The sequence below is a fragment of the Streptomyces sp. NBC_01551 genome (assembly GCF_026339935.1).
Taxonomy (GTDB): Bacteria; Actinomycetota; Actinomycetes; order Streptomycetales; family Streptomycetaceae; genus Streptomyces.
Genome location: NZ_JAPEPX010000001.1, coordinates 2801273 through 2828257, shown reverse-complemented (window position 1 = coordinate 2828257; position 26985 = coordinate 2801273). Strand labels below are relative to the sequence as shown.

Annotated in this window: 19 protein-coding genes and 1 pseudogene; 14 read left to right on the top strand and 6 right to left on the bottom strand. The window is 74.5% G+C overall.

Features of this window, described 5'->3' with window-relative positions:
- Positions 1 to 4: 4 nt before the first annotated feature.
- Both OG982_RS12485 and serC read right to left on the bottom strand, forming a co-directional pair.
- The gene (locus tag OG982_RS12485; RefSeq protein ID WP_266787368.1) at positions 5 to 3148 is read right to left on the bottom strand and encodes a sacsin N-terminal ATP-binding-like domain-containing protein; all 3144 of its coding nucleotides are present in this window, start codon (positions 3146 to 3148) and stop codon (positions 5 to 7) included.
- 165 nt (positions 3149 to 3313) lie between these two features.
- Entirely contained in the window at positions 3314 to 4435 is a 1122-nt protein-coding gene (serC, locus tag OG982_RS12480) for a phosphoserine transaminase (protein ID WP_266787370.1), read from the bottom strand.
- A 174-nt stretch (positions 4436 to 4609) separates the two neighbouring features.
- On the opposite strand from serC, the gene OG982_RS12475 reads away from it, so the two are divergent.
- The 3 genes and pseudogenes from OG982_RS12475 to OG982_RS12465 form a co-directional block, all read left to right on the top strand.
- On the top strand, positions 4610 to 7270 hold the full coding sequence (locus OG982_RS12475; protein ID WP_266791996.1) for an FAD-binding and (Fe-S)-binding domain-containing protein: 2661 nt from the start codon (positions 4610 to 4612) through the stop codon (positions 7268 to 7270).
- A 53-nt stretch (positions 7271 to 7323) separates the two neighbouring features.
- Complete coding sequence (locus OG982_RS12470; protein WP_266787372.1) at positions 7324 to 8274, top strand: DMT family transporter; 951 nt, start codon at positions 7324 to 7326, stop codon at positions 8272 to 8274.
- Positions 8274 to 8630 (top strand): annotated as a pseudogene (locus OG982_RS12465) (DUF1801 domain-containing protein); the annotation flags it as partial. The gene OG982_RS12470 and the pseudogene OG982_RS12465, both read left to right, overlap by 1 nt.
- Positions 8631 to 8716: 86 nt before the next feature.
- Here OG982_RS12465 and OG982_RS12460 read toward each other — a convergent pair.
- A complete protein-coding gene (locus tag OG982_RS12460; RefSeq protein WP_266787374.1) occupies positions 8717 to 10348 on the bottom strand; it encodes a CocE/NonD family hydrolase in 1632 nt (543 codons plus the stop codon).
- A 349-nt stretch (positions 10349 to 10697) separates the two neighbouring features.
- Between OG982_RS12460 and OG982_RS12455 the strand changes: the two genes are divergently transcribed.
- From OG982_RS12455 to OG982_RS12425, 7 genes are all read left to right on the top strand, one after another.
- Positions 10698 to 11498, top strand: a complete 801-nt coding sequence (locus OG982_RS12455; protein ID WP_266787376.1) for a TIGR03084 family metal-binding protein — start codon at positions 10698 to 10700, stop codon at positions 11496 to 11498.
- Complete coding sequence (locus tag OG982_RS12450; protein WP_266787378.1) at positions 11495 to 13363, top strand: acyclic terpene utilization AtuA family protein; 1869 nt, start codon at positions 11495 to 11497, stop codon at positions 13361 to 13363. The genes OG982_RS12455 and OG982_RS12450 overlap by 4 nt, the downstream gene beginning before the upstream one ends.
- Positions 13360 to 14958, top strand: a complete 1599-nt coding sequence (locus OG982_RS12445) for an acyl-CoA carboxylase subunit beta (protein WP_266787380.1) — start codon at positions 13360 to 13362, stop codon at positions 14956 to 14958. The genes OG982_RS12450 and OG982_RS12445 overlap by 4 nt, the downstream gene beginning before the upstream one ends.
- A gap of 8 nt (positions 14959 to 14966) precedes the next feature.
- Positions 14967 to 16913, top strand: a complete 1947-nt coding sequence (locus tag OG982_RS12440) for a biotin carboxylase N-terminal domain-containing protein (protein WP_323139251.1) — start codon at positions 14967 to 14969, stop codon at positions 16911 to 16913.
- The gene (locus OG982_RS12435; protein ID WP_266787384.1) at positions 16910 to 18082 is read left to right on the top strand and encodes an acyl-CoA dehydrogenase family protein; all 1173 of its coding nucleotides are present in this window, start codon (positions 16910 to 16912) and stop codon (positions 18080 to 18082) included. Before OG982_RS12440 ends, OG982_RS12435 begins: the two co-directional genes overlap by 4 nt.
- Before the next feature lie 131 nt (positions 18083 to 18213).
- Positions 18214 to 18951 carry an enoyl-CoA hydratase family protein gene (locus tag OG982_RS12430; RefSeq protein ID WP_266787386.1) on the top strand — a complete coding sequence of 246 codons (738 nt, stop codon included), beginning with the start codon at positions 18214 to 18216 and terminating at the stop codon, positions 18949 to 18951.
- Positions 18939 to 19580: a TetR/AcrR family transcriptional regulator gene (locus OG982_RS12425; RefSeq protein WP_266787388.1), complete on the top strand. Its 642-nt coding sequence runs from the start codon at positions 18939 to 18941 to the stop codon at positions 19578 to 19580. The genes OG982_RS12430 and OG982_RS12425 overlap by 13 nt, the downstream gene beginning before the upstream one ends.
- Before the next feature lie 146 nt (positions 19581 to 19726).
- On the opposite strand, the gene OG982_RS12420 is transcribed toward OG982_RS12425, so the two are convergent.
- Entirely contained in the window at positions 19727 to 20833 is a 1107-nt protein-coding gene (locus tag OG982_RS12420) for a citrate synthase 2 (RefSeq protein WP_266787390.1), read from the bottom strand.
- A 200-nt stretch (positions 20834 to 21033) separates the two neighbouring features.
- Between OG982_RS12420 and pdxH the strand changes: the two genes are divergently transcribed.
- Positions 21034 to 21696 (top strand): pyridoxamine 5'-phosphate oxidase, encoded by a 663-nt coding sequence (pdxH, locus tag OG982_RS12415; protein WP_266787392.1) that lies wholly within the window; start codon positions 21034 to 21036, stop codon positions 21694 to 21696.
- A 449-nt stretch (positions 21697 to 22145) separates the two neighbouring features.
- Positions 22146 to 23474 carry a PAS domain-containing protein gene (locus OG982_RS12410; protein WP_266787394.1) on the top strand — a complete coding sequence of 443 codons (1329 nt, stop codon included), beginning with the start codon at positions 22146 to 22148 and terminating at the stop codon, positions 23472 to 23474.
- A gap of 133 nt (positions 23475 to 23607) precedes the next feature.
- Here OG982_RS12410 and OG982_RS12405 read toward each other — a convergent pair whose 3' ends face one another.
- Positions 23608 to 24363, bottom strand: a complete 756-nt coding sequence (locus OG982_RS12405; RefSeq protein WP_266787396.1) for an SIS domain-containing protein — start codon at positions 24361 to 24363, stop codon at positions 23608 to 23610.
- Between the two features lie 310 nt (positions 24364 to 24673).
- Here OG982_RS12405 and OG982_RS12400 point away from each other — a divergent pair, with 310 nt between their 5' ends.
- A complete protein-coding gene (locus OG982_RS12400) occupies positions 24674 to 25366 on the top strand; it encodes a metal-dependent transcriptional regulator (protein WP_266787398.1) in 693 nt (230 codons plus the stop codon).
- 288 nt (positions 25367 to 25654) lie between these two features.
- The gene (locus OG982_RS12395) at positions 25655 to 26530 is read left to right on the top strand and encodes an alpha/beta fold hydrolase (RefSeq protein ID WP_266787400.1); all 876 of its coding nucleotides are present in this window, start codon (positions 25655 to 25657) and stop codon (positions 26528 to 26530) included.
- Between the two features lie 54 nt (positions 26531 to 26584).
- Here the strand turns inward: OG982_RS12395 and OG982_RS12390 are convergent, their stop codons facing one another.
- Positions 26585 to 26932: a DoxX family protein gene (locus OG982_RS12390; protein ID WP_266787402.1), complete on the bottom strand. Its 348-nt coding sequence runs from the start codon at positions 26930 to 26932 to the stop codon at positions 26585 to 26587.
- Positions 26933 to 26985: the final 53 nt, after the last annotated feature.

The window sequence follows — 26985 nt, the reverse complement described above, 5'->3', positions numbered from 1 at the left end:
ACCCCTAGTCGAACCAGCGGTCGCGGGCCAGTTCCGCCGTGCGCGACGGGTCCTCCAGCAGCGCCGCCACCTCGAAGCGGCGCGGCCACTGGCCCGCCGCCCAGGCCAGGCCCGCCGCCACGCCCTCCAGGGTGGCCGCGTGCAGGGTGCCGTCCGGGGTGCGGCGCCAGTCCAGCTCGACGCCGCCCGCGATCAGCTCCTCGTGCTCCAGGTACGTGGCCGGCGTCGCAGCGCCCAGCAGGATCCGCACCGAGTCCGGTACGTCGTGCTCCTCGCCCGGCGTGGTGACCTCCGCCGGGACCGTCTGCGACAGCCGCCGCACCTGGAGCAGCTCCGCCAGGTCGGCCGCCCGCTCCGGGGACACCGGCAGCAGCGCCAGCCCCGCCGTCAGCGGCAGCAGGTCCGGGGCGTCCGCGATGACCGCGTCGGCCGCGTCCACCACGCGGACCTCCCCGTCCACGACGGCCCGCAGCTCGTCCGGGAGGGTCACCTGCTCGGGATCCAGGTCGGCCAGCGCCCCGTACAGGGCGTGCAGCTGCCGGTCGGAGACCTCGCGGTCCGGGTCGGCGAGGCGGCCCAGCAGCTCGGCCGCGCCGCCGGGCTCCTCCAGCAGGGCCGCCACCGAGGTGCGCACGCCCAGCGCCCGCAGGACCTGCTCGTCCTCGAAGCCGGTGGCGTCCGCCGAGGTGTACAGGCCCTCCAGCAGCGGATCCCCGCCCGCCGCGCGCAGCCCGGCCGGGCGGCGGCCGTCGAACACCGGGTGGTCGCGCAGCCACCAGGCGGTGTACGAGCGCACCGACTGGGTGGTGCCGTCCGGCAGCAGGATCCGTACGGGCTGGGTCAGGGCGTCGCGCAGCGGCGGCTGCGCCAGCATGGCCAGCGCCTGCGGCCAGCAGTCGTCGTCGACCAGGTCGAGGTCGCGGACGGCGATCAGCTCCGTGGCCACCGGCGGCACCGGGGTCTGCGGCAGCTGGTCCAGCAGGTCCTCGCACCACACGTCCACCGCGTCCAGCAGGCCCGCGTCGTCCGGCTCGGCGAAGTCCCCGTCGCGGGGCTCCAGTTCGTCGGGGTCGAGGACCACGTCGGTGGCGCGGACCAGCTGGAAGCCGGCCAGCACGCCCACGGCGGTCAGCGTGTCGGCGTCCCAGCGGGCGGCCAGTTCGGCGTCCACGTACGGGACCTCGTCCTCCCGGATCACCGAGGCCAACGCCGAACCGGGCAGCAGGAGTTCGCCCGCCGGGGTCAGTTCGCCGTCCTCGTCGGGCAGCGCCAGCGCGCCCAGCCAGGGCTCGTCACCGGGGGCCAGGTCGGCGTCGCGGACCAGGCCCAGCACCACCTCGGCCAGCTCGTCGGCGTCGAGGGCGTCCTCGTCCCAGATCTCCCCCGCGTCCAGCGAGGCGGCGACGGCCGCCCGCACCTGCGGGGTGGTCAGCACCGCGCGGGGCGTCGCCGGGAGCGCGCCCAGCTTCTCCAGCAGCGGGTGCGCGGCGTCCGGGTGGGCCACCTTCAGCCCGAGCCGGGCCAGGCTCGCCGGGGTGTCCGCGGCGGGCAGCAGCAGGTGCCGCGGCCCGATCGCGGTGCGGCCGTCGGCCAGCGGCACCGGGAGCCCGGACAGCCGGTCCGGGTCCACCCCGGCGAGGCTGTCGTAGAGCCGGTGCCACCAGTCCGGGGTGCGCTCGATACCGGCGATCCGCTCGATGGCGTCGCCCAGCGGCAGCCGGCCTACCCCCAGGGCGCGCAGCTCGGAGCGCCGCTCCAGCCCGGCCGGGAGCAGCGTCGGCAGCACCTCCGCGAGGACCCGCACGGTGTCGGCGCCCGCGCCCTCCACCACCTCGGCCTCGAAGGGGCGCAGGGCGGCGCGCTCCTCGGGCTCCTCGGCGGGCGCCGCGGGCGCGAGGAACGCCGTGCGGGGCAGCCGCTGGAGCACGGCCGCGCGCAGGGCCCCGTCGAGCTCGCCCTTGCCGAGCGGGCCGGGTACGAGGTCCACGAGCGCGGTGCTCACGGGGTCCCAGGCGCCCAGGAGTTCGGCGTAGGCGTCGGCCGCGCGCTCCACGAGGAAGTCGGTCAGCGGGCCCGGCGCGGGATGCCGGCGGGCGGTGTCCAGCGGGAGGGTCGCGATGAGCAGCGCGGGGATGCCGAGCGGCTCGTCGGTCGGGGTCGGCGCGTGCACGACGGGCGCGGTGGCCGGGCGTACGGGCGCGCCGTCGGTGTCGACGGGGACCGCCCAGGACACCGTCCAGACGGGGCGCAGCCGCTCCTCGACCGGGCGGTCGGCGAGCAGGGCGCGCTCGATGGCGCCGCTGTGGCGGACGGTGCGCCAGCGGTTGGTGCCGGTGCGGGAGTCCTCGATGACGGTGTACGGGCCCTCGTCGCGGCGCAGCAGCGTCCGGGTGCCGTCGGCCGGGGTGTCGACGACGACCTCGCGCAGCCCGGGCAGGGTGAGCAGCAGCGCGTCGTCGATGCCGGCGAGCAGCCGCTCGGCCAGGCCTTCGGCGGCGGCGTCGCGCAGCGGGAGGACCACGACCGTGTCGTAGTCCTCGGGCGCGGTGCCCTCGGCGGGCAGCGGGAGGCGCAGCAGCGGGACGTGGCCGTCGCGCCGGCGCAGCTCGTCGCCGAGGCCGGGGCTGCCGTTGGCGGCGTCGCGGGCGAGTTCGCGGGCCTCGGCGAGGGACCAGCGGACCCCGCCGTGGCGGCCCAGGACCGCCGGTTCGTCGGTGACGGCGAGGACGGCCGCGAAGCCGACGCCGAACCGGCCGACGGTGTCGCCGGAGCCGCCGCCTTCGCCGGAGCCCTTGGCGGGCTCCCGCTTGGCGGAGGCCCGCAGGGTGCTCAGCGACTCCACGCCCGTCGCGTCCAGCGGGGCACCGGTGTTGGCGACGGCCAGCACCGCGTGCCCGTCCTCACCGGGGTGCAGGGTGAGCCGCATCCGCCCCGGCACGCCGGCCCGCGCGGCGGCGTCTGCGGCGTTCTGCGCCAGCTCCACCACCAGCCGGTCCCGGTAGCCGCCGAGCGCCAGGTCCTCCTCGGCGTTGGCGTCCTCGCGGAACCGGGCCGGGCCCGCGCCCCACGCGTCGAGCACCCCGCGCCGCAGCCGGGCCGTGCCGAACGGGTCCACGCCGCCCTGTGCCGCCGTCACTCGCACGCTCACGCCGCTGCCTCCAAGAATCGCCGAGCCCTGAACGTCCCGAAGGTATCGCGGCCGGGCACGCGGGGTTTCGCCGGTGGGCCCGCTACGCGGCCGCGCCGTCGCCGCGCACGGCGAAGCCCCCGGGGACGCGGGGGTCGCCGGGGGCTTCGCGGGAGCGTCAAGCGGTCAGAGCTTCTCGATGACGTAGTCGATGCAGGCGGTCAGGGCCTGCACGTCCGCCGGGTCGATCGCCGGGAACATCGCGACGCGGAGCTGGTTGCGGCCGAGCTTGCGGTAAGGCTCGGTGTCCACGATGCCGTTGGCGCGCAGCACCTTGGCGATCGCGGCCGCGTCGATGTCGTCCAGGAAGTCGATCGTGCCGATGACGGCGGAGCGCTTGTCGGCGTCGACGACGAACGGGTCCGCGTACTTCGACGCCTCCGCCCAGCCGTACAGGTTCCGCGCGCTGGCCGACGTACGGCCGGTCGCGAAGTCCAGGCCGCCCTGGCTGTTGAGCCACTCCAGCTGCTCGTTCAGCAGGAAGAGGGTGGACAGCGCCGGGGTGTTGTACGTCTGGTTCTTCAGCGAGTTGTCGATCGCCGTCGGCAGCGAGAAGAACTCCGGGATGTGCCGGCTGCCGGAGGCGTGCACGCGGGCCGCGCGCTCCAGGGCCGCCGGGGAGAAGGCCGCCAGCCACAGTCCGCCGTCGGAGGCGAAGGACTTCTGGGGGGCGAAGTAGTAGACGTCGGTCTCGGTGATGTCCACCGGCAGACCGCCGGCGCCCGAGGTCGCGTCCACCAGAACGAGCGAACCGGCGTCGGCGCCCGCGACGCGCTTGATCGGCGCGGCGACACCCGTCGAGGTCTCGTTGTGCGTGTACGCGTACACGTCCACGCCCGCCTCGGCGACCGGCTCCGGGTGCGTGCCCGGCTCCGAGGAGATCACCGACGGCTCGTCCAGCCACGGCGCGAGCTTCGCGGCCTTGGCGAACTTGGAGGAGAACTCGCCGAACGTGAGGTGCTGGGACTTGCGCTCGATGAGCCCGGCGGTCGCGACGTCCCAGAAGGCGGTGGAGCCGCCGTTGCCCAGGATCACCTCGTAGCCCTCGGGCAGCGAGAAGAGGTCCCGGATGCCCTGCCGCACCGAGCCGACCAGGTTCTTGACCGGGGCCTGGCGGTGGGAGGTTCCGAGCAGGGAGGTACCGGTGGCGGCCAGGGCGTCCAGCGCCTCGGTCCGCACCTTGGAGGGGCCCGCGCCGAAGCGTCCGTCGGCGGGCTTGATGTCAGCGGGAATCTGGATCTCGGCCACGAGCGGAGCGTATCGGGTCCCGGTCCACCCTTCTCAGGCGCGTCCACCCGGTGAGACGCGTCCGGCCGGTGGGAGGCTGGGGCGGTGACGTCACCCGGGGAACTCGAACGGACATTGCGGGCGGAGCTGCGCGGAGAGGTGGACTTCGGGGCCGCCGCGCGGGCCCTGGCGACGATGGACGCCTCGAACTACCGGCGGGTACCGGTCGGGGTCGTCGCCCCGCGCGACGCCGAGGACGTGGCGGCCGCGCTGCGGATCTGCGCCGACGCCGGGGTCCCGGTGGTGCCGCGCGGCGGCGGGACGTCCATCGCGGGCCAGGCCACGGGCGTCGGCGTGGTCCTGGACCTCACCCGGCACATGAACGCGGTGGTCTCGGTGGACCCGGCGGCGCGGACGGCCGTGGTGCAGCCTGGGCTGGTGCTCGACCGGCTTCGGGACGCGGTGCGGCCCCACGGGCTGACCTTCGGGCCGGACCCGTCCACGCACTCCCGCTGCACGCTGGGCGGGATGATCGGCAACAACGCGTGCGGGGCGCACTCGGTCGCCTGGGGGACCACCGCCGACAACGTCGCCGAGCTCGCGGTGACGGCGTACGGCGGTTCGTCGTACCGGCTCGGGACGGGCTGGGCGGGCGCGCCGGCGGGCCTGCGGGAACTGGTGGCGGGGAACCTGGCGGTGTTGCGCACGGGCCTGGCCGGCGGGTTCTCGCGGCGGATCTCCGGCTATGGCGGCCTGGACGCGCTGCTGCCCGAGCGGGGCGTCGAGGTGGCACGGGCGTTCTGCGGGAGCGAGGGGACGCTGGGGGTGGTGACGCAGGCGGTGGTGCGCCTGGTGGAAGCGCCGCGCGCGCCGGTGCTCGCGGTGCTGGGCTACGCCGACGAGAGCGCGGCGGCCGACGCGGCGGCGGGGCTGCTGGGGTTCGGGCCGCTGACGGTGGAGGGCATGGCGCAGGACCTGGTGGGCCGGGCCCGCGGGCTGCCCCGGGGCGGGGCGTGGCTGTTCGTCGAGATGCCGGACGAGGGCGCGGCGCGGGCCCTCGTACGGGCCGCCGACGCGGCGGACTCCCGGTTGGTGACGGACCCGGCGGGGCAGCGGGCGCTGTGGCGGATCCGGGAGGACGCGGCGGGCACGGCGACGCGGATGCCGGACGGGGGGATGGCGTGGCCGGGGTGGGAGGACTGCGCGGTGCCGCCGGCCCGGCTGGGGGCGTACCTGCGGGAGTTCCGCGCGCTGCTGGCGGAGCACGGGCTGCGGGGCACTCCGTACGGGCACTTCGGCGAGGGCTGCGTGCACGTCCGCATCGACTTCGACCTGGTGTCGCGGGCGGGGATCGCCCGCTTCCGCGCCTTCTCCACCGACCTGGCCGACCTGGTGGTCTCGCACGGGGGCTCCCTCTCCGGGGAGCACGGGGACGGGCAGGCGCGGGCGGAGCTCCTGCCGAGGATGTACGGGGCGGAGGTCATCCGGCTCTTCGGCGCGTACAAGGACGTGTGGGACCCGGCGGGCGGCATGAACCCGGGCATCCTGGTCCGCCCGGCCCGCCTCGACGAGAACCTCCGCTTCGCGGCGCTGCCGGAGACGGCGCTCGCGGGGGAGGTGGCCGGGTGCGTGGGCGTGGCCAAGTGCCGCTCCACGGATGTGGGCGGGGCGTCGGTCATGTGCCCGTCGTACCGGGCGACGGGGGAGGAGCGGCACTCCACGCGGGGCCGGGCGAGGCTGCTGCACGAGATGCTGGCGGGGGAGATCGTCACGGACGGCTGGCGCTCGCGGGAGGTCGCGCAGGCCCTTGACCTCTGCCTGAGCTGCAAGGGCTGCCGCAGCGACTGCCCGGTGGGCGTGGACATGGCCGCGTACAAGGCGGAGTTCCTCCACCACCACTGGGCGGGCCGCATCCGCCCCTTGTCCCACTACACCCTGGGCGGCCTCCCGGCCTGGCTCCACCTGATCGCCACCGCCCGCGCCCCCCGCCTGGCCAACGCGGCCACCCGCCACTTCCCGATCCCGGGCCTGACCCGCGACCGCCCCCTACCCCCACTGGCCCCCACCCCTTTCACCCGCTGGTGGCACTCCCGCCGGGCGGAGCCCGGGGCCGGGAAGGGGCGGGGCGGCGGGAGCCGCGCGCGGGGACACAGCGCCGGCCGCGTCACGTTGTGGCCCGACACCTTCACCGAGTACCTGTCCGCGGAGACCGGCCGGGCCGCCGTGCGGGTGCTGGAGGCCGCCGGCCTGGAGGTGTCCCTCCCCCGGCGCCGCGTCTGCTGCGGGCTGACCTACGTCTCCACCGGCCGGCTCGACCGCGCTCGCAAGGTGTTGCGGCGCACGCTCAGCGCCTTCGGCGAGCTACCCGACCGGCCCGTCGTCGTCCTCGAACCCAGCTGCGCCGCAGCGCTGCGCACCGACCTCCCCGCCCTCCTCCCCGACGACCCGCGCGCCCACCACCTCGCCGCGGCCGTCCGCACCTTCGCCGAGACCCTGGAGCAGTACGCCCCCCACTGGCAGCCGCCCCGCCTCGACCGGCCGGTCGCCGGGCAGACCCACTGCCACCAGCACGCCGTCCTCGGCGACACCGCCGACCGCCGGCTCCGCGACCTCGCCGGCCTCACCGGCGAGCTCAGCGGCGGCTGCTGCGGCCTCGCCGGGAACTTCGGCTTCGAGCCGGGCCACCACGCCGTCTCGATGGCGTGTGCCGAGGAACAACTGCTTCCGTCGCTTTCGGACGCGGACGCGAACGGCGCGGCGGTCCTCGCCGACGGTTTTTCCTGCCGTACGCAGATCGCCCAGCTCTCCCCGTACCGGGCCCGCCACCTCGCCGAGCTGCTCGCCGAGGCCCTGTAAGGGCAACAGGCACCGCCCCGCCCCGACCCTTACGCACCCCTTAGTCTGGATAAATGCCCGCACCCTCCTCATCCCTCACGAATGCCCCGGCCGGGACCCCGGCCGCCGCAGCCGCCCGCCCCTCCCCCCTGGGCCCGGTCGCGCTCGTGATCTCCGCCGGGATCTCGGTGCAGTTCGGTGCCGCCCTCGCGGTCATGGTCATGCCGAGGGTCGGCGCGGCGGGCGTCGTCACGCTGCGGCTGGCCGCCGCCGCGGTCGTTCTGCTCCTGCTCTGCCGCCCCCGGCTGCGCGGGTACTCCCGCTCGGACTGGACCACCGTCGTCTGGTTCGGCGTGACCATGGCCGGCATGAACGGCCTCTTCTACCAGGCCATCGACCGCATCCCGCTCGGCCCGGCCGTCACCCTGGAGGTCCTCGGCCCGCTGGCCCTCTCCGTCGTCGTCTCCCGCCGCCTGGTGAACCTGCTCTGGGCCGGCCTGGCCCTGGCCGGCGTCGTCCTGCTGTCCACGCACGGCGGCGGCTTCGGCGGCCTCGACCCCCTCGGCGCCGCCTTCGCCCTCGGCGCGGGCGTCATGTGGGCGGCGTACATCGTCTTCAGCGCCCGTACCGGCCGCCGCTTCCCCCAGGCGGACGGCCTCGCCCTGGCCATGGCGGTCGCGGCGGTCCTGTCCCTCCCGCTGGGCGCGGTCGAAGCCGGCTCCGAACTGCTGGCCCCCGGCACCCTGGCCCTCGGCGCCGGCGTGGCGGTGCTGTCGTCAGTCCTCCCGTACACCCTGGAACTGCTCGCCCTGCGCCGCCTCCCGGCCCCGACCTTCGCGGTCCTGATGAGCCTGGAACCGGCGATCGCCGCCTCGGCGGGCTTCCTGGTCCTCCACCAGGCCATGTCGGCGCTGGACGCGCTGGCGATCGCGCTGGTGATCGCGGCCAGCATGGGCGCGGTCCGCTCCCAGACCCGGACCCGTACCGCGACCCGGACCCGCGAGCGGTCGGCGGCGGTGGGCTGATGGGACCCGTCGAGGAGTACATCGCCGCCGCCCCGGAGGCCCGCCGCACGGCCCTGACCCGGCTGCGCGAACTGTGCCTGGCCGAGCTGACGGGCTTCGAGGAGCGCATGGCGTACGGGATGCCCGCGTACGTCCGCACCGGCGCGGAGGCCGGGGAGATCGCCTGGGCGAACCAGAAGCAGTACGTCTCCTTCTACCTCATGCGCACCGACGTCCGCGACGCCTTCACGCAGCGCCTCGCCGCCCACGACATGGGCAAGGCCTGCCTCCGTTTCCGCCGCGTGGACCGGATCGACTTCGACCTGGTCCGCGACCTCCTCCACGCCACGGCCACCGCACCCCCGGGCCCGGTCTGTCAGGCCGACGGCCCGCCCACCCGCCCACCCATCCGCCCGGCCGGCCACGGGGGTCCGGCCGGGCAGGGGTGACCCGTACGGGCCGCTCAGCCGCCCAGCGGCAGGTCCAGGCAGCTCGGCGTCGCCTCCGGGGAGGTGAACGACAGGGTCGCGCGCGGCAGGTTGGCGTCGCCGTAGAACGGGTCGAGCGCGTCGAACACCAGCAGCAGCCGGTGCCCGCGCGGGATGTCGTACGCGGTCGCCTGGAGCTCGAAGTCCGCGCTGATCAGGCGGTCGGCCTCGGGGCCGAGGTCCGTGTACGGGGCGTGCGTGACGATGCGCGCCGAACCGTCGGGCGCCTGGTCGAAGAGGTACGCGACGAAGCTGGATCCCGGGTTCGCGGCCCGGTACGTGACCCGCAGCCGGGGTACGCCGCGCAGCCGGGTGATCTCCTCCACCGGCGGCGTGGCCCACACCGCCGTGACCGTGCGGTCGATGTCGCGGGCCGGGTAGCTCTTCGGGCGCCCGGCCATCTCCGCGTACCCGGACCGCACGATCGCGTCGGCGACGGTCGCAGGGGTGTCGACCCCGCACAGCACGCGCGCGCTCCAGCCCGCCTCGGGCTTGCCGGTGAGCTCCCCGTCGTCGCCGAGGTACAGCCGACGGATCCCCTCGGTGAGCGAGTGCCAGCCGGGGCGCGGCTCCAGGGCCCGGCTCCACATGATCTCGCTGAGCACCTGGCCCTCGTCCGCGATGCCGGTGTCGATGCCCCGGAGGTGGTGGTCGAACCAGCGGTGGGCGTCGGTCCAGATCCGGTTGGGCAGGCCGAGCATGCCGGACATCTCGGGGCCGGCGTGGTCGCCGACGGAGAGGGCGAGCCGCTTGGGGCCGGTGAGCTCGTTGAACGTCTTCAGGGTCTGGTTGCCGGGGAAGAGCGTCTCGTGCCAGGCGTGCGAGAAGAACACCGGCACCTGGCGCCGGTTGAGCTCCTTGACGTGGTGCAGCGGCGAGCGCTGCTCCGCCCAGCGCAGGGTGCCGGCGATGTCCCGGTTGGCGAGGACGTTCTCGAACACGCTCTCCGTCTGCGGGCTCAGCCGCGCTCGCGCGGCCGCGCCGAGCAGCGCCTGCACGGCGGCGGTGTGGCGGGTGGAGTTCTCGTAGAACACCTCCCCGAGGTCGCCCCAGGTGCTGAGCGCCACCACCGCGTCGACGCGGGTGTCGTGCGCGGCGACGAGCTGGCTGATGCCGGAGCCGTACGAGTCCCCGAGGAAGCCGACCCCGGTGACCGGGCCCGCGGTGCGCTCGACGAGGTGGTCCAGGGCGCGGCTGCCGTCGGCGACGTCGAGCGGGCCGGCCACCTCGACCTCGCCCTGCGAGGCGCCGAACCCGCGCGCGGTGTAGGCGAGGACGTCGTAGCCGCGCGCCGCGAAGAGCGTGGCCTGGACGGCGTACGTGATCCAGCCCAGGTCCGTCCACGGCGAGGGCATCACGATCACGGGCCGCGGCTCGGGACCGGTGTGCCGCCACAGCGCGGCGTCGAGCAGGTCCCCGTCGGCGCCGGTGACCTTGCCGCGGCTGAACACGGCGACGGAGCGGAACGCGTCGATCTCGGCGGCCCGCGCGGGGGAGAGCCCACCGGGCTCGCCGGTTTCGAGGGCGGTGGCGTAGGCGGTGAGGGCGGTCGCGTCGAGTTCGGGATACAGCGATGCGGGAGACTGGTTGAAGTCGGCTGAGGCCACGTCAGTTCATCCTCTGCGTCGAATTCGTCGGGTGACACGAACGTGTGCGCGCTCTGGGCCCGGAGCGGAGCATTCAGTATCGGCGCGACATCGGCGACGTTTTCGCGGTTTTCCGACGTACGGCTGAAATCGCCCCCGCCGTGCGGGCCGGGCGCGGCGGGCCCGGGCCTGCCGGTGGCGGCGTGTCCGTCAATTTCCTTGCCGTTCTGGGCCGTTGCCGCGCCTGGCGCGATCGCGCCAGGCGCGGCAGCCGACGTCTGGATGACTCCGCGCCAAATCATGCAAGCATGCTTGATTGTTTTGGGTCGGGCTGCCAGTGTTCCCCTCACGCCGAGAAGGGGAGCGCACCGTGCCCGATCCGTCCGCCGTCGCCGTCTTCGCCGATCTTCGGGAGGAGGGGCGGGAACTCGAAGAGCTGGTACGGGAGTTGCCCGCGCCCGGCTGGGCCGAACCCACGCCCGCGCCCGGGTGGAGCATCGCCCACCAGATCGCCCACCTGCACTGGACCGACCGGGCCGCGCTGCTCTCGCTCACCGATCCCGGCGGGTTCGGGCGGATGGTCGAGGAGGCCGTCGCCGCGCCCGAGAGCTTCGTCGACGAAGGCGCCGCCGAGGGCGCGCTGTTGGCGCCCGCCGAGCTGCTGAACCGCTGGCGGGACACCCGTACCGACCTCGACGCGGCGCTCGCCGTCGCCTCGCCCGACATCCGCTTCCCCTGGTACGGACCGCCGATGAAGGCCGCGTCGATGGCCAGCGCCCGGCTGATGGAGACCTGGGCGCACGGCCAGGACGTCGCCGACGCGCTCGGGGTGCGCCGTACGCCCACGGCCCGGCTGCGGCACGTGGCGCGGATCGGGGTACGGGCCCGGGACTACGCCTACGCGGTACGGGGCCTGCCGGCGCCCGCCGCCGAATTCCGGGTCGAGCTGGTCGCCCCCGACGGGAGCGGGACGTGGACCCACGGCCCGGCGGACGCGGCCGAGCGGGTCACCGGCCCCGCGCTCGACTTCTGCCTGCTGGTGACCCAGCGGGCCCACCGCGCCGACCTGGCCTTGACGGCCACCGGCCCGGAGGCGGACCGCTGGCTGGACATCGCCCAGGCCTTCGCGGGCCCGGCGGGCCCCGGCCGCGCCCCGGTGGCCTCGCGGTGACCCGGCGCCCGCTGATCATCGGCAACGCCTCGGGCTTCTACGGAGACCGGTTCGGCGCGCTGCGCGAGATGCTGACCGGCGGCCCGCTGGACGTCCTGACCGGCGACTACCTGGCCGAGCTGACCATGCTGATCCTCGGCCGCGACCGGCTGAAGAACCCGGAGCTCGGCTACGCCAAGACCTTCCCGCGCCAGCTGGAGGAGTGCCTCGGGCTGGCGCACGAGCGGGGCGTACGGATCGTCACGAACGCGGGCGGCCTGAACCCGGCGGGCCTGGCGGACGCGGTCCGCGCGCTCGCGGCCAAGCTGGGCGTCCCCGCCTCGGTCGCCCACGTAGAGGGCGACGACCTGATGCCCTTCGAGGACGGGGCGCTGACCGCGAACGCGTACCTCGGCGGGGCCGGGATCACCGCCTGCCTGCGGGCGGGCGCGGACATCGTGGTGACGGGCCGGGTCACGGACGCGGCGCTGGTCAGCGGCCCGGCGGCGTGGTGGTTCGACTGGGCCCCGGACGACTACGACCGGCTGGCGGGGGCGGTGGTCGCGGGCCACGTCCTGGAGTGCGGGACGCAGGCGACGGGCGGCAACTACTCCTTCTTCACCCGGCACGACGTCCGCACGCCGGGGTTCCCGCTGGCCGAGGTCTGCGAGGACGGCTCGTCGGTCGTCACCAAGCACCCGGGCACGGGCGGGGTGGTGTCCGTCGGCACGGTCACGGCCCAACTCCTGTACGAGACGCAGGGCGTCCGGTACCTCGGCCCGGACGTGACGGCCCGGCTGGACACGGTGCGGCTGCGGTCGGTGGGGGCGGACCGGGTCGGGATCACGGGCGTCCGGGGCGAGGCGCCGCCGGCCACCCTGAAGGTGGGCGTGACCCGGATCGGGGGCTGGCGCAACGAGGTGGTGTTCGTCCTGACGGGGCTGGACGTCGAGGCCAAGGCCGATCTCGTCCGCGCGCAGTTGGCGGACGCGTTGCGGGACGTGGCGGTGGTGGACTGGACGTTGTCCCGGACCGACCACGCCGACGCGGCGACCGAGGAGACGGCGAGCGCGCTGCTCCGTCTGGTGGTGCGGGACCCGTCCCCCGACCCGGTCGGCCGGACCCTCACCGCCGCCGCGATCGAACTGGCCCTGGCCAGCTACCCGGGCTTCCACGTCACGGCCCCTCCGGCCCCGGCCCAGCCGTACGGCGTCTTCACCTCGACCGAGATCCCGGCAGCGTCGGTCCCCCACACGGCCGTCCTCCCGGACGGCACCCGCCTGCCCCTGCCTCCCGCGGCGCCGGCGGAACCCCCGGCGGCAGCCGGGGGAGGGTCCGGGGGCGCAGCCCCCGAAGGGGTCCGGGGCGCAGCCCCGGTTTCGGGAAGGGGCGGGGCGGGGGAAAGCCCCGCAGGGCCCGTACCGCCGCAGGTACCCGCGGGGCCCGTACCGCCGCAGGTACCGGCAGGGCCCGTACCGCCGCAGGTACCTGCGGAGCCCGTACCGCCGCAGGCACCCGCGGGGCCCACGGTCCGCGCCCCGCTCGGCGTATTGGCCGGGGCGCGCAGTGGCGACAAGGGCGGGGACGCCAACGTCGGCGTGTGGGTCGAGACCGACGCCGCCTGGGACTGGCTCCACGCCACGCTGAGCGTCGCCGCGTTCCAGGCCCTGCTCCCCGAGACCGCGGGTCTCCCCGTCACCCGCCACGCCCTGCCCCACCTCCGCGCCCTCAACTTCACCGTCCCCGGCCTCCTCGGCGACGGCGTCGCCTCCGGCCACCGTTTCGACCCCCAGGCCAAGGCCCTCGGCGAATGGCTCCGCGCCCGCCACACGGACATCCCCGTCGCCCTCCTTCCGCCCGCCCCCGCCCCGGAGGCCACCCCGTGACCCGTCTCGGCACCGCCGTCGACCCCCTCGCCCCCGAGTACGCTGCGGCCCGCGCCGCCGCGCTCGAACGGCTCGGTGAGCTCGCCGCCGAACACGACAAGGCCCTCGCCGGCGGCGGCGAGAAGTACACCGCCCGTCACCGCACCCGCGGCAAGCTCCTGGCCCGCGAGCGGGTCGAGCTGCTGCTCGACCCGGACACCCCGTTCCTGGAGCTGTCCCCGCTCGCCGCCTGGGGCAGCGAGTACCCCGTCGGCGCGTCCACCGTCACCGGCATCGGCACCGTCGAGGGCGTCGAGTGCCTGGTCACCGCCAACGACCCCACCGTCCGCGGCGGCGCCTCCAACCCCTGGACCCTCAAGAAGGCCCTGCGGGCCAACGAGATCGCCCGCCAGAACCGGCTCCCCTGCATCAGCCTCGTCGAGTCCGGCGGCGCCGATCTCCCCTCCCAGAAGGAGATCTTCATCCCGGGCGGCGCGATCTTCCGCGACCTGACGCGGCTGTCCGCCGCCGGGATCCCCACCGTCGCCGTCGTCTTCGGCAACTCCACCGCCGGAGGCGCGTACATCCCGGGGATGTCCGACCACACCATCATGATCAAGGACCGCTCCAAGGTGTTCCTCGGCGGTCCGCCGCTCGTCAAGATGGCCACCGGGGAGGAGAGCGACGACGAGTCCCTCGGCGGAGCCGACATGCACGCCCGCACCTCCGGCCTCGCCGACTACTACGCCCTCGACGAGTACGACGCCATCCGCCAGGCCCGCCGCGTCGTCGCCCGCCTCAACCACCGCAAGCCGCGGCCCGATCCGCAGCCCGCCGAGGAGCCGACGTACGACCCAGAGGAACTCCTCGGCATCGTCCCGGCCGACCTCAAGACGCCCTTCGACCCCCGCGAGGTCATCGCCCGCCTCGTCGACGCCTCCGACTTCGACGAGTTCAAGCCCCTCTACGGCACCAGCCTCGTCACCGGCTGGGCCACCCTCCACGGCTACCCGATCGGCATCCTCGCCAACGCCCAAGGGGTGCTCTTCAGCGCCGAGTCGCAGAAGGCCGCCCAGTTCATCCAGCTGGCCAACCAGCGAGACATCCCACTCCTGTTCCTCCACAACACCACCGGCTACATGGTCGGCAAGGAGTACGAGCAGGGCGGCATCATCAAGCACGGCTCGATGATGATCAACGCGGTCTCCAACTCCCGCGTCCCGCACCTGTCCGTCCTCGTCGGAGCCTCCTACGGCGCCGGCCACTACGGCATGTGCGGCCGCGCCTACGAGCCCCGGTTCCTGTTCGCCTGGCCCAGCGCCAAGTCCGCCGTCATGGGTCCCCAGCAGCTCGCCGGCGTGCTCTCCATCGTGGCCCGCCAGTCCGCCGAGGCGAAGGGGCTGCCCTACGACGAGGAGGCCGACGCCGGGATGCGCGCCTTCGTCGAGGCGCAGATCGAGTCCGAGTCCCTGCCGATGTTCCTGTCCGGGCGGCTCTACGACGACGGCGTCATCGACCCGCGCGACACCCGTACCGTCCTCGGCCTGTGCCTGTCGGCCGTCCACAACGCCCCCGTCGAGGGCGCCCGTGGCGGCTTCGGCGTCTTCCGGATGTGAGCCCGCACATGACGAACCTGACCTCCCTCCTGGTCGCCAACCGCAGCGAGATCGCCGTACGGATCTTCCGTACCGCCCGGGCCCTCGGCCTCGCCACGGTCGCCGTCCACTCCGACCCGGACGCCGACGCCCTGCACGTACGGGACGCCGACGCGGCCGTACGCCTGCCCGGCGCGGCCCCCGCCGACACCTACCTGCGCGGCGACCTGATCATCAAGGCCGCCCTCGCGGCGGGCGCCGACGCCGTCCACCCCGGCTACGGGTTCCTCTCCGAGAACGCCGACTTCGCCCGCGCCGTCGAGGACGCCGGACTGACCTGGATCGGCCCGCCGCCCGAGGCCATCGAGGCCATGGCCTCCAAGACCCGGGCCAAGGAGCTCATGCGCGCCGCCGGGGTGCCGCTTCTCGACCCCGTCGACCCGGCCACGGCCACCGCCGCGGACCTGCCGCTGCTCCTGAAGGCAGCCGCGGGCGGAGGCGGCCGCGGGATGCGCGTCGTGCGCGACCTCGACCGCCTGAAGGAGGAGCTGGAGGGCGCCCGCGCCGAGGCCCGCTCCGCGTTCGGCGACGGCGAGGTCTTCGCCGAGCCCTACGTCGAGCGCGGCCGCCACGTCGAGGTGCAGGTCCTCGCCGACGCCCGCGGCACCGTCTGGGCGCTCGGAACCCGGGACTGCTCCCTCCAGAGGCGCCACCAGAAGGTCATCGAGGAGGCCCCGGCGCCCGGCCTCCCCGATGCCCTGCGCGAGAGCCTCCACCAGGCCGCCGCGGCCGCCGCCCGCGCCGTCTCCTACCGGGGCGCCGGCACCGTCGAGTTCCTCGTCACCGCCGACGGCCGCCCGTACTTCCTGGAGATGAACACCCGCCTCCAGGTCGAACACCCCGTCACCGAGGCCGTCTTCGGCCTCGACCTCGTCGCGCTCCAGCTGCGCGTCGCCGAGGGCGGGGCGCTGCCCCCGACGCCGCCCGAGCCGAGCGGCCACGCCGTCGAGGCCCGCCTCTACGCCGAGGATCCCGCGCGGGACTGGCGGCCGCAGACCGGCGTCCTGGACACCCTCTCCGTCCCCGGCCGGGTCCGCGTGGACACCGGCTTCACCGACGGGGACACCGTCGGCATCCACTACGACCCCATGCTCGCCAAGGTCATCGCCCACGCCCCCACCCGCGCCGAGGCCGTCCGCGCCCTCGCCCGGGCCCTCGCCGAAGCCCGGATCCACGGGCTGACCACCAACCGCGAACTCCTCGTACGCTCCCTGCGCCACCCCGAGTTCGCTGCCGGACGCCTCGACACCGGCTTTTACGACCGCCACCTGGCCGCCCTCACCGAGGACACCCCGGACGCCGCCCGCGCACTGAGCCTCGCCGCGCTCGCCGCCGCCCTCGCCGACGCCGCCCCGGCCCCGGACGCGCCGCTCGCCGCCCGCCTCGGCGGCTGGCGCAACGTGCCCTCCCAGCCGCAGAGTCGCTCGTACCGGGCCGGCGAGAGCACGTACGAGATCCGCTACCACCACACCCGCGGCGGCCTCCCGGCCCCCGTCGACCAGCCCGGCGTCCGGGTCCTGGCCGCCGAACCAGGCCTCGTCACCCTCGAAGTCGACGGGATCCGGCGGATGTTCCACGTGAAACGCAAATCGAACAGCCCCCAGGTCCACGTCGACTCTGCGCTCGGCGCGCACACCCTGACCCGGGTGCCCCGGTTCGCCGACCCCCAGGACCGCACCGAACCCGGCTCGCTGCTCGCCCCCATGCCCGGCACCGTCGTCCGCGTCGCCGAGGGCCTCGCTCCCGGCAGCCCCGTCACCGCCGGGCAGCCCCTGCTCTGGCTGGAGGCCATGAAGATGGAGCACCGCATCGTCTCGCCCGCCTCCGGCACGCTCACCGCGCTCCACGCCACCACCGGCCGCCAGGTCGAATTCGGCGCCCTGCTCGCCGTAGTCCAGGAGGAACCGCTGTCATGAGCCCCGCCACCGCCACCACCGTCGAGACCGAAGAGCACAAGGCCTTGCGCGCCGCCGTCGCCGCCCTCGGGCAGCGCTACGGCCGCGACTACCTCACCCGCGTCGCCCGCGAAGGCGGCCACCCCGACGAACTGTGGGCGGACGCCGCGAAACTCGGCTACCTCGGCATCAACCTCCCCGAGGAGTACGGCGGCGGAGGCGGCGGCATCTCCGAACTCTCCATCGTCCTCGAAGAACTGGGCGCGGCCGGCTGCCCGCTGCTCATGATGGTCGTCTCGCCCGCCATCTGCGGCACGGTCATCGCGCGCTTCGGCACCGACGCCCAGAAGCGGGCCTGGCTCCCCGGCCTCGCCGACGGCAGCCGCACCATGGCCTTCGGCATCACCGAACCCGACGCCGGCTCCAACTCGCACCGCATCACCACCACCGCCCGCCGCGACGGCGAGGAATGGGTGCTCACCGGCCGCAAGGTCTTCATCTCCGGCGTGGACATCGCCGACGCCACCCTCATCGTCGGCCGCACCGAAGACGCGAGGACCGGCAGCCTGAAGCCCTGCCTGTTCATCGTCCCCCGCGACACCCCCGGCTTCTCCCGCTCCGTCATCGACATGGAACTCCAGGCGGCGGAGAAGCAGTTCGAGCTCGTCCTCGACGAGGTCCGGCTGCCCGCCGACGCGCTGGTCGGCGACGAGGACGCCGGGCTGCTCCAGCTGTTCGCCGGACTCAACCCCGAGCGCATCATGACCGCCGCCTTCGCCATCGGCATGGGCCGCTACGCCCTCGCCAAGGCCGTCGACTACGCCAAGACCCGCCAGGTGTGGAAGGAGGCCATCGGCGCCCACCAGGCCATCGCCCACCCCCTCGCCGCCGCCCACATCGAGCTGGAACTCGCCCGCCTGATGATGCGGAAGGCCGCCCACCTCTACGACGCCGGCGACGACATGGGTGCGGGCGAGGCCGCGAACATGGCCAAGTACGCTGCCGCCGAGGCCTGCGTGAAGGCGGTGGACCAGTCCGTCCACACGCTGGGCGGCAACGGCCTCACCCGCGAATACGGCCTGGCGTCCCTCGTCACCGCGTCGCGGGTGGCCCGCATCGCCCCCGTCAGCCGCGAGATGATCCTCAACTTCGTCTCGCACCAGACCCTGGGCCTCCCCAAGTCCTACTAGGACGGGTACCCCCGGGGCCCCCGGTCCGGCACGACGGGCCGTACCGGACCGGGCGGCCCGGTCGGCCGTCCGGCCGGCGGGGCGGCCCCGCACGATCCGCGTCACCCGCACAACCTCCGGAGGAGAACGGCATGTCCCCCCTCGTCGGCGCAGCGTTCACGCACGGCGTCACCACCCTCACGCTGGACTCCCCGGCCAACCGCAACGCACTGTCCGCGGCCCTGGTCGGCGAACTGCGCGCGGCCCTCGCCGCGGCGGGCGCGGACCCGGCCGTGCGGGCGGTCGTCCTCACCCACACCGGCAACACCTTCTGCGCCGGGGCCGACCTCAAGACGCCCTGCGACCCCGCCGACTTCCTGGCCCTGCTCCGGGAGATCGCCGAGCTGCCCAAGCCGGTCGTCGCCCGCGTCACCGGGCACGTCCGCGCGGGCGGCCTCGGCCTGCTCGGCGCCTGCGACATCGCCGCCGCCGGGCCGCGGTCCACGTACGCCTTCACCGAGACCCACCTCGGCGTCGTCCCGGCCGTCATCTCCGCGCCGCTGCTGCCCCGCCTGGACCCGCGCGCCGCCGCCCGGTACTTCCTGACCGCTGAGTCCTTCGACGCGGCCGAGGCCGAACGCATCGGGCTGCTCACCCTGCACGGCGAGGACGTGGACAAGGCCCTCGCCCCCGTCCTCGCCGGCCTGCGCAAGGCCGGCCCGCGCGCCCTCACCGAGACCAAGCGCCTGGTCACCGCCCCCGTACGGGCCGCCCTCGACCGGGACGGCGCCGCCCTCACGGAGCTTTCCGCCCGCCACTTCGCCTCCGACGAGGCCCGCGAGGGCATCAGCGCCCGCTTCGAGCGCCGGGATCCGTCATGGGCGCTGTGAGCGACACCGGGACCGAGAGCGACCCCGGGACCGAGCACGTCCCCAAGGCCGCCGCCGGCCCCAAGCAGGCGCGCAGCCGGGTCACCCGCCGCCACCTCCTGGAAGCGGCCGTCTCCTGCCTCGCCGAACAGGGCTGGGCCGGCTCCACCGTCGCCGTCGTCGCCGAGCGCGCCGGCGTCTCGCGCGGGGCCGCCCAGTACCACTTCCCGACCCGCGAGGACCTCTTCACCGCCGCCGTCGCCTACGTGGCCGAGGAACGCTCCGCCGCCCTGCGCGAGCTCTTCCACGCGGGGCCCGTGCCGCGTCCGGCGGTCGTCGAGGCCCTGGTCGACCTCTACACCGGCACCCTCTTCCGCGCCGCCCTGCAACTGTGGGTGGCCGCCTCCAACGAGGACCAGCTGCGCCCCCAGGTCACCGAACTCGAAGCCCGCGTCGGCCGCGAGACCCACCGCATCGCCGTGGAACTCCTCGGCGCGGACGAGTCGGTACCGGGCGTACGGGAGACCGTCCAGGGCCTCCTGGACATGGCCCGCGGCCTCGGCCTGGCCAATGTCCTCACCGACGACACCGCCCGCCGCGCCCGCGTCGTCGCCCAGTGGTCGCGCATCCTGGACGCCGCCCTGGGCTGACACCGCGCACGCCCGGAACGCCGGAGGCGCCGCATCCCGCTGTACGGGGTGCGGCGCCTCCGGCGCGTTCGGGCAGCGCCCTCGGGCCGAGTGCTCGGGCCGTGTGCTCAGGCCGGGTGCTCAGGCCGGGTGCTCGGGCCGTGTGCTCAGGCCGTCGCGGCGATGTCGTCGTAACCGGCGATCTCCCGCGGGTTGCGCACCCCCGGCCCGATGTAGCGGGCCGACGGCCGCACCAGGCGGCCCGTGCGCTTCTGCTCCAGGATGTGCGCCGACCAGCCGGCGGTACGGGCGCAGGTGAACATCGACGTGAACATGTGCGCCGGGACCTCCGCGAAGTCCAGCATGATCGCGGCCCAGAACTCCACGTTCGTCGCGAGCACCCGGTCGGGGCGGCGCGCGTGCAGCTCCTCCAGCGCGGCCTTCTCCAGCGCGGCCGCCACCTCGTAGCGCGGCGCGTCCAGCTCCTTGGCGGTACGCCGCAGCACGCGGGCGCGGGGGTCCTCGGCGCGGTACACGCGGTGCCCGAAGCCCATCAGCCGCTCGCCCTTGTCCAGGGCCTTCTTCACGTACGCCACGGCGTCGCCGGTGCGCTCGATCTCCTCGATCATGCCGAGCACGCGGGACGGCGCCCCGCCGTGCAGCGGCCCGGACATGGCGCCGACGGCGCCCGACAGGGCGGCGGCGACGTCCGCGCCGGTCGAGGCGATCACCCGGGCGGTGAAGGTGGAGGCGTTCATGCCGTGCTCGGCGGCCGAGGTCCAGTACGCGTCGACGGCCTTGACGTGCCGGGGGTCCGGCTCGCCCCGCCAGCGGATCATGAACCGCTCGACGACCGACTCGGCCTTGTCGATCTCCTTCTGCGGCACCATCGGCAGGCCCTGCCCGCGGGCGGACTGGGCGACGTACGACAGCGCCATCACGGCCGCGCGCGCCAGGTCGTCGCGGGCGGTCTGCTCGTCGATGTCGAGCAGCGGCTTCAGGCCCCACACGGGGGCGAGCATGGCGAGCGCGGACTGCACGTCGACGCGGATGTCACCGGAGTGGACGGGGATCGGGAAGGGCTCGGCGGCGGGCAGACCCGGGTTGAACGCACCGTCGACCAGCAGGCCCCACACGTTCCCGAAGGACACGTGCCCGACCAGGTCCTCGATGTCCACCCCGCGGTAGCGGAGCGACCCGCCTTCCTTGTCCGGTTCGGCGATCTCCGTTTCGAACGCGACGACTCCTTCGAGCCCGGGTACGAAGTCGGACATCAGGCGGCTCCTCAGATAGTGCGAACACGCGCGGCTCCCGGCGTGATTCGCGGTCCGGCGCGGTCATCCCCGTTGATGCCCGGCACGGCCGTCGGCGACCCCTCCGGGGCCCCTCGGACCGGCCCCAAGATTTTGGCGGTTCCGGATGGCGTGCGGAAGCGTGACATACGGCACACTGCCGGGCGCCGTCCTGCGGCAGGATGACCGGCGTGACCCATCAGGACCTTGATCCCGCCCTCATGCGCAAGCAGTACCGCTCGGAAATCGTCGCCGAGGAATCCCTTGAGGACGACCCCGTGCGGCAATTCACCCGGTGGTTCCAGCAGGCGGCCAACGCGCACCTCTTCGAACCGAACGCGATGATCGTCTCGACCGCGACGGCCGACGGCCGGCCCAGCTCCCGCACGGTGCTGCTCAAGCAGTTCGACGAGCGGGGCTTCGTCTTCTTCACCAACTACGGCTCCCGCAAGGGCCGCGAGCTCGCGGACAACCCGTACGTCTCGCTGCTCTTCCCCTGGCACCCCATCGCCCGCCAGGTCATCGTCACCGGCACGGCGACCCGTACCGGCCGCGACGAGACGGCGGCCTACTTCCGCTCCCGCCCGCATGGCTCCCAGCTGGGCGCGTGGGCCAGCGAGCAGTCCCGGGTGATCGCCTCCCGCGCGGAGCTGGACCGCCGCTACGCGGAGCTGGAGGAGCGCTACCCGGAGGGCGAGCAGGTCCCGGTCCCGCCGGAATGGGGCGGCTACCGCGTCGTCCCCGACGCGGTGGAGTTCTGGCAGGGCCACGAGAACCGCCTGCACGACCGGCTGCGCTACGTCCGCGACGGCGAGAAGTGGCTCGTGGAACGCCTCTGCCCGTGACGCCGGGCGGGCCGTACGCGCCGTAGGCGGGCCGTACGCGATGTACGCGTAAACGCAGGCGACCCGCGGGCTCTGGTTCCTCTCCTGCAGTGAGAGGAGCCGGCCGGACGTACCGGCGAGCCCGCGGGTCGGGTGACTGCTTGGGATTGGCGCCTGGCGAACCCGCCGGGCACCGCACTGGGTGCGTGCGACGACGGGCGCTTAGCCCGCAGCCACCTCACGCGTCCGGTTTCCGTACATTTCGGGAACCACCTCCCTTCTCGTGTACGACAGAGCCTAGGCACGCACCTCCGGCGCCACAACCATTTATTTCTGGCTTACGTCCGCGACGGGGACGCTTCCTGACCGGAATTCGCGTGCCCAATCCGCAGAAAGCGGTGTGGGATGCGTCACGTTCCAGTTCAATGATCTGACGTGCCGCACACGCGAACACCTGCAGGGGGTGCCAGGTGAGTGCTTCCGGACGTAGTGAGACCGCCGACGATCTGCTCGCAGCGCTGTTGGACGGGATGGACGCCGCCCTGTGCGCGTTCGACTCCGGCGGCGTGATCACCCACTGGAACCGCGAGGCCGAGCGGATCCTGGGCTGGTCCGCCGCCGAGGCGGTGGGGCGGCACGGGTTCGCCGGCTGGGCCGTACGGCCCGCCGACGCCCATGACGTGCAGGACCGCCTCATGTCCGCGCAGGACGCGCCGGGCCGCCAGGTGCACGAGTTCGCCCTGCTGACCAAGGACGGCGGCCGCGTGCTCGTACGGACCCAGTCCGCCGGGGTGCCGGGCGCCGACGGGAAACCCGCCGGCGTGTACTGCGCCTTCAGCGAGGTCCACGCGCAGATCGACCTGGAGCGCTCCATCGCCCTCAGCGAGGCGCTCATGGACGACGCCTCCTGGGGCGTCGTCCTGGTCGACGTGGACCTGCGCCCGGCCGTCGTCAACGCGCACGCCGCCCGCGCCTTCGGCTCCGGGCGCACCGCGCTGCTGGGGCGGCCGCTCGGGGAGCTGCTGGCCCAGGGCGTGGAGGAGCTGGAGGGCGCGCTCCAGCACGTCCTGGCCGAGGGGGCGCCGCCGGCCCCGGTGGAGCTGTGGGTGTCGGTGCGCACCCCGGAGGGCGTACGGCGGCGCTGCTGGCGGTGCGGGTTCCTGCGGCTGGGCTCGCCGCTGGCGGAGGAGCCGGTGCCGCTCGGCGTGGGCCTGCTGTTCCAGGACGTCACCGAGGCCCGCCGGGCCGAGCTGGACACCGGGCAGCTGCGCTTCCGCGCCAACCAGCTCCACCGGGCGGGCCGGGCCGCCGCCGAGTGCGAGGACGCGGCGGAGGCGGCCGCCGTACGGCTGGACTTCGCGCTCGCGGGGTTCGCGGAGCATGCGCTGGTCGACGTACTGGAGCGGCCCGGCGGCCCGGATTCCGAGCGGCCGCGGCTCGTCCGCTCGGCCGTGTCGCCGTCCGGGATGACGCTGCTGCTGCCGGGGCCGGGCGCGATCCCGGTGCGGTACGAGGCCGGACACCCGGCGTTGCAGGCGCTGGACCGGATCGGCCCGGTGCGCAGCAGCTCCCCGCGCGGCGGGGCGGACGAGGCCTGGGCGCGGGCCCGCCAGTGGCCGGAGGGAGCGGCGCACGCGCTGTCCACGGTGCTGCGCAGCCGGGGCCGCACCCTGGGCGCCCTGACCTTCCTACGAGGACCCTCGCGCCCGGCGTTCGAGCGCGCCGACGCCCTGTACGCGGAGGAGGTCGCGGCCCGCGTCGCGGCGGACCTGGACCTGGCGGCGCACCGGCCCGCGTAGCGGGTGTCCGGCGGATCAGGGTCCGCAGGCGGCCAGGCGGCCAGGCGGCCAGGCGGCCCCGGCGCCCGGCGCCACGGTCCTGAGTCCGCACCCGCCCTCGCAGGACGCGGCGCGCCGGGCGCCCGCCCGCCGGTCAGTGCCGGAAGAAGATCCGGTCGCCGTACTCCTTGAGCACGCGCCCGTTCCACTCGTGGCCGCCGTCCACGTTGCCCGAGCGCAGCAGCGGGGGCTCCACGCCGCGTGCGGCGAGTTCCCCGGCCGCCGCCGCCAGCACGGCCTGCATGATCGCGCTGGTCACGACGGTCGAGGCGGGGGCGAACGGGGCGTCGATGCCGTCCAGGCTCAGCTCGGCGTCGCCGACGGAGATCTTGCTGTCGAGGACGATGTCGCAGTGGTCCTTGAGGAAGGTGCCGGAGGCGTGCCGGGACTTGGTCTCCGTCGCGTACGCCACCGAGGTGACGCCGATGACCTTGAGGCCGAGGGCGCGGGCGTTCATGGCCATCTCGACCGGCAGGGCGTTGCGCCCCGAGAGGGAGATGATCACCAGGACGTCACCCGCGGTGGCCGGGCTGCTGTCCAGGACGGCGCCGGCGAGGCCGTCGACCCGCTCCAGGGCGCTGCCCAGGGTGGCCGGCATGACGTCGATGCCGACGGTGCCCGGGACGGCCAGGAAATTCATCAGGGCGAGCCCGCCGGCCCGGTAGACCACGTCCTGGGCGGGCAGGGAGGAATGGCCGGCACCGAACGCGAACAGCCGGTTTCCGGCCGCGACGGCCTCCGCGACGACCACGCCCGCCTCGGCGACCCGCTCGCCCTCCTCGTCCCGCACCCGCCCCAGCAGGCCGATGGCGGCGTCGAAGAACTGCCCGGCCAGCTTGCTCTCGCTCATACGCCGATGGCCCTTTCCGAAGTGCGATGCGGTGGGGTGCGCCGTTGGGGTGCCCGTGTCCGTGCCCGTGTCCTGCCCGTGCCCGTGTCCGTGCTCGCCGCTCACCGTGCGGTCTGGACCAAGGGCGTGTCAATACGGCCGTCAATCCCGGGGCTGAAGGGAGGGGAGGGGCGGGGGAGATGTCCTGTGGGTGCCCCGGGGGTGATCCACGGATGTCCAGGACTGCCCTTGACGCCCGGCACGGGACGGTTGTCGGCGCGATGCGTCAGAATTGGGGGCAGGGCCAGCGCACGCAATCCGAGGGGCACGAATGTCCGGACTGATCGATACCACGGAGATGTATCTCCGCACCATCCTCGAGCTGGAAGAGGAAGGCGTGGTCCCCATGCGCGCCCGCATCGCCGAGCGGCTCGATCAGAGCGGTCCCACGGTGAGCCAGACCGTGGCGCGGATGGAGCGGGACGGCCTGGTGGCGGTCGCGAGCGACCGGCACCTGGAGCTGACGGACGAGGGCCGGCGACTGGCGACGCGCGTGATGCGCAAGCACCGGCTCGCCGAGTGTCTGCTCGTCGACGTCATCGGCCTGGAGTGGGAGCAGGTGCACGCCGAGGCCTGCCGCTGGGAGCACGTGATGAGCGAGGCGGTGGAGCGGCGGGTGCTGGAGCTGCTGCGCCACCCGACCGAGTCGCCGTACGGGAACCCGATTCCCGGGCTGGAGGAGCTGGGGGAGAAGGCCGAGGCCGATCCGTTCCTGGAGGACGGCATGGTCAGCCTGAACGAGCTGGACCCGGGCACCGAGGGCAAGACCGTCGTCGTCCGGCGGATCGGGGAGCCGATCCAGACGGACGCGCAGCTGATGTACACGCTGCGGCGGGCGGGCGTACAGCCCGGTTCGGTGGTGAGCGTGACCGAGTCCCCGGGCGGCGTGCTGGTCGGCAGCGGCGGCGAGGCCGCCGAGCTGGACGCGGAGATCGCCTCCCACGTGTTCGTCGCGAAGCGCTGACGGCCGGCCGCTGATCCGGCCTCTGATCCGGCCTCTGACGTGGACGGCCCCGGCGCCTTTACGGCGCCGGGGCCGATCCTCCCCTGGTGACCTGGAGCCCCGAGCTCTCAAGGTCATCCCCTCGGACCGTCTTCCCCGAGCGGCCCGCCTCCCCGTTGAAAAGATCCCCTCGGCAGCGGCGGCCAATCCTTGAGGAAGGTCACTCGAAAGAGCGGTGTTGGCGGCGAGACAGGCATTTTCGAATACGGGTTCGATAGTCTGGCCGGGAGCGAAGGGGGTGCATCTGCGGTGGTACAGCGCATCGATGTGACGGGGTCCGGCGGCGTCCGCCTGGCCGCCTGGGAGTTCCGGGAACCGGCCGCCGCGGGTGCCGTGGCCGCCGTGGATCCCGACCGGCCCGCAGTGCTGTTACTCCACGGCCTGATGGGCCGCGCCTTCCACTGGACGGGTACCGCCCGCTGGCTCGCCGAGCGTCACCGGGTCGTGGCCCTGGACCAGCGCGGGCACGGCCAGAGCGACCGCCCGACCGTCGGTCCGTACACCCGCGAGGCCTTCGTCGCCGACGCGGAGGCCGTCATCGATCAGCTGGGCCTGGCGCCCGTCACCCTGATCGGCCACTCCATGGGAGCCCTCACCGCCTGGCAGCTCGCCGCCCGCCGCCCCGATCTGGTGCGGGCGCTGGTCATCTGCGACATGCGGGCCTCCGCCCTCGGCGAGGCCTCGCAGCAGGAGTGGGCGGACTGGTTCCACCGCTGGCCCCTGCCCTTCCCCACCCAGGACGCCGCCCGCCGCTGGTTCGGCGAGGACGATCCCCGGGTGGAGCGCCCCGACCCGGGCCGCGGCGCGTTCTTCGCGGAGGTCATGCACCAGGCATCGGACGGCTGGCGTCCGCTCTTCTCCCGCCGCCAGATGCTGACCGCGCGCGAGACCTGGGTGCACGACGCGCACTGGGAGGAGCTCGCGCAGGTCGGCTGCCCGACGCTGGTCGTCCGGGGGCTGGACGGCGAACTCGGCCGCGCGGAGGCCCAGGAGATGGTCCGGGTCCTCCCGGAGGGCCAGTACGCCGAGATCCCCGACGCCGGGCACTACCTCCACTACGACCAGCCCACCGCGTGGCGCGCGGTGCTGGAGCCGTTCCTGGACGGGGTCAAGAGCAGTCCGTGAAGCCCGTGAGCCCGTGAGCCCGTGAGCCCGTGATCCCCCGTCACCGCGGAGCCCTCAGGAGGCGAGTACGAGGGCTCCGATGACGGGGGCCGCGTAGAGCAGCGGGAAGGGGATGTGGGCGTACGAGCGGGCGCGGATGACGGTGACGACGGCGCCCGTGAAGTACAGGACGAGGGCGACGGCGGCGACGACGCCGATGACGGGCACGAACAGCCCGAGCAGCAGTCCCGCGGCGCCGGCGGCCTTGGCCGCGCCGAGCCAGGTCCACCAGCTGCGGGGGACGCGGTACGCGGTCATGGCCTCCACGACCCAGGCGGCGCGGGAGAGGAGCGAGTAGCCCGAGAAGCCGGCCATGGCGGCGGCGAGAACGGTGACGGCGGTGGCGGCGGTGGAGATGGACATGCGGGGCGCTCCTCGTCAGGCGGTTTCAGTTCGACACCCCACTGACGAACCGG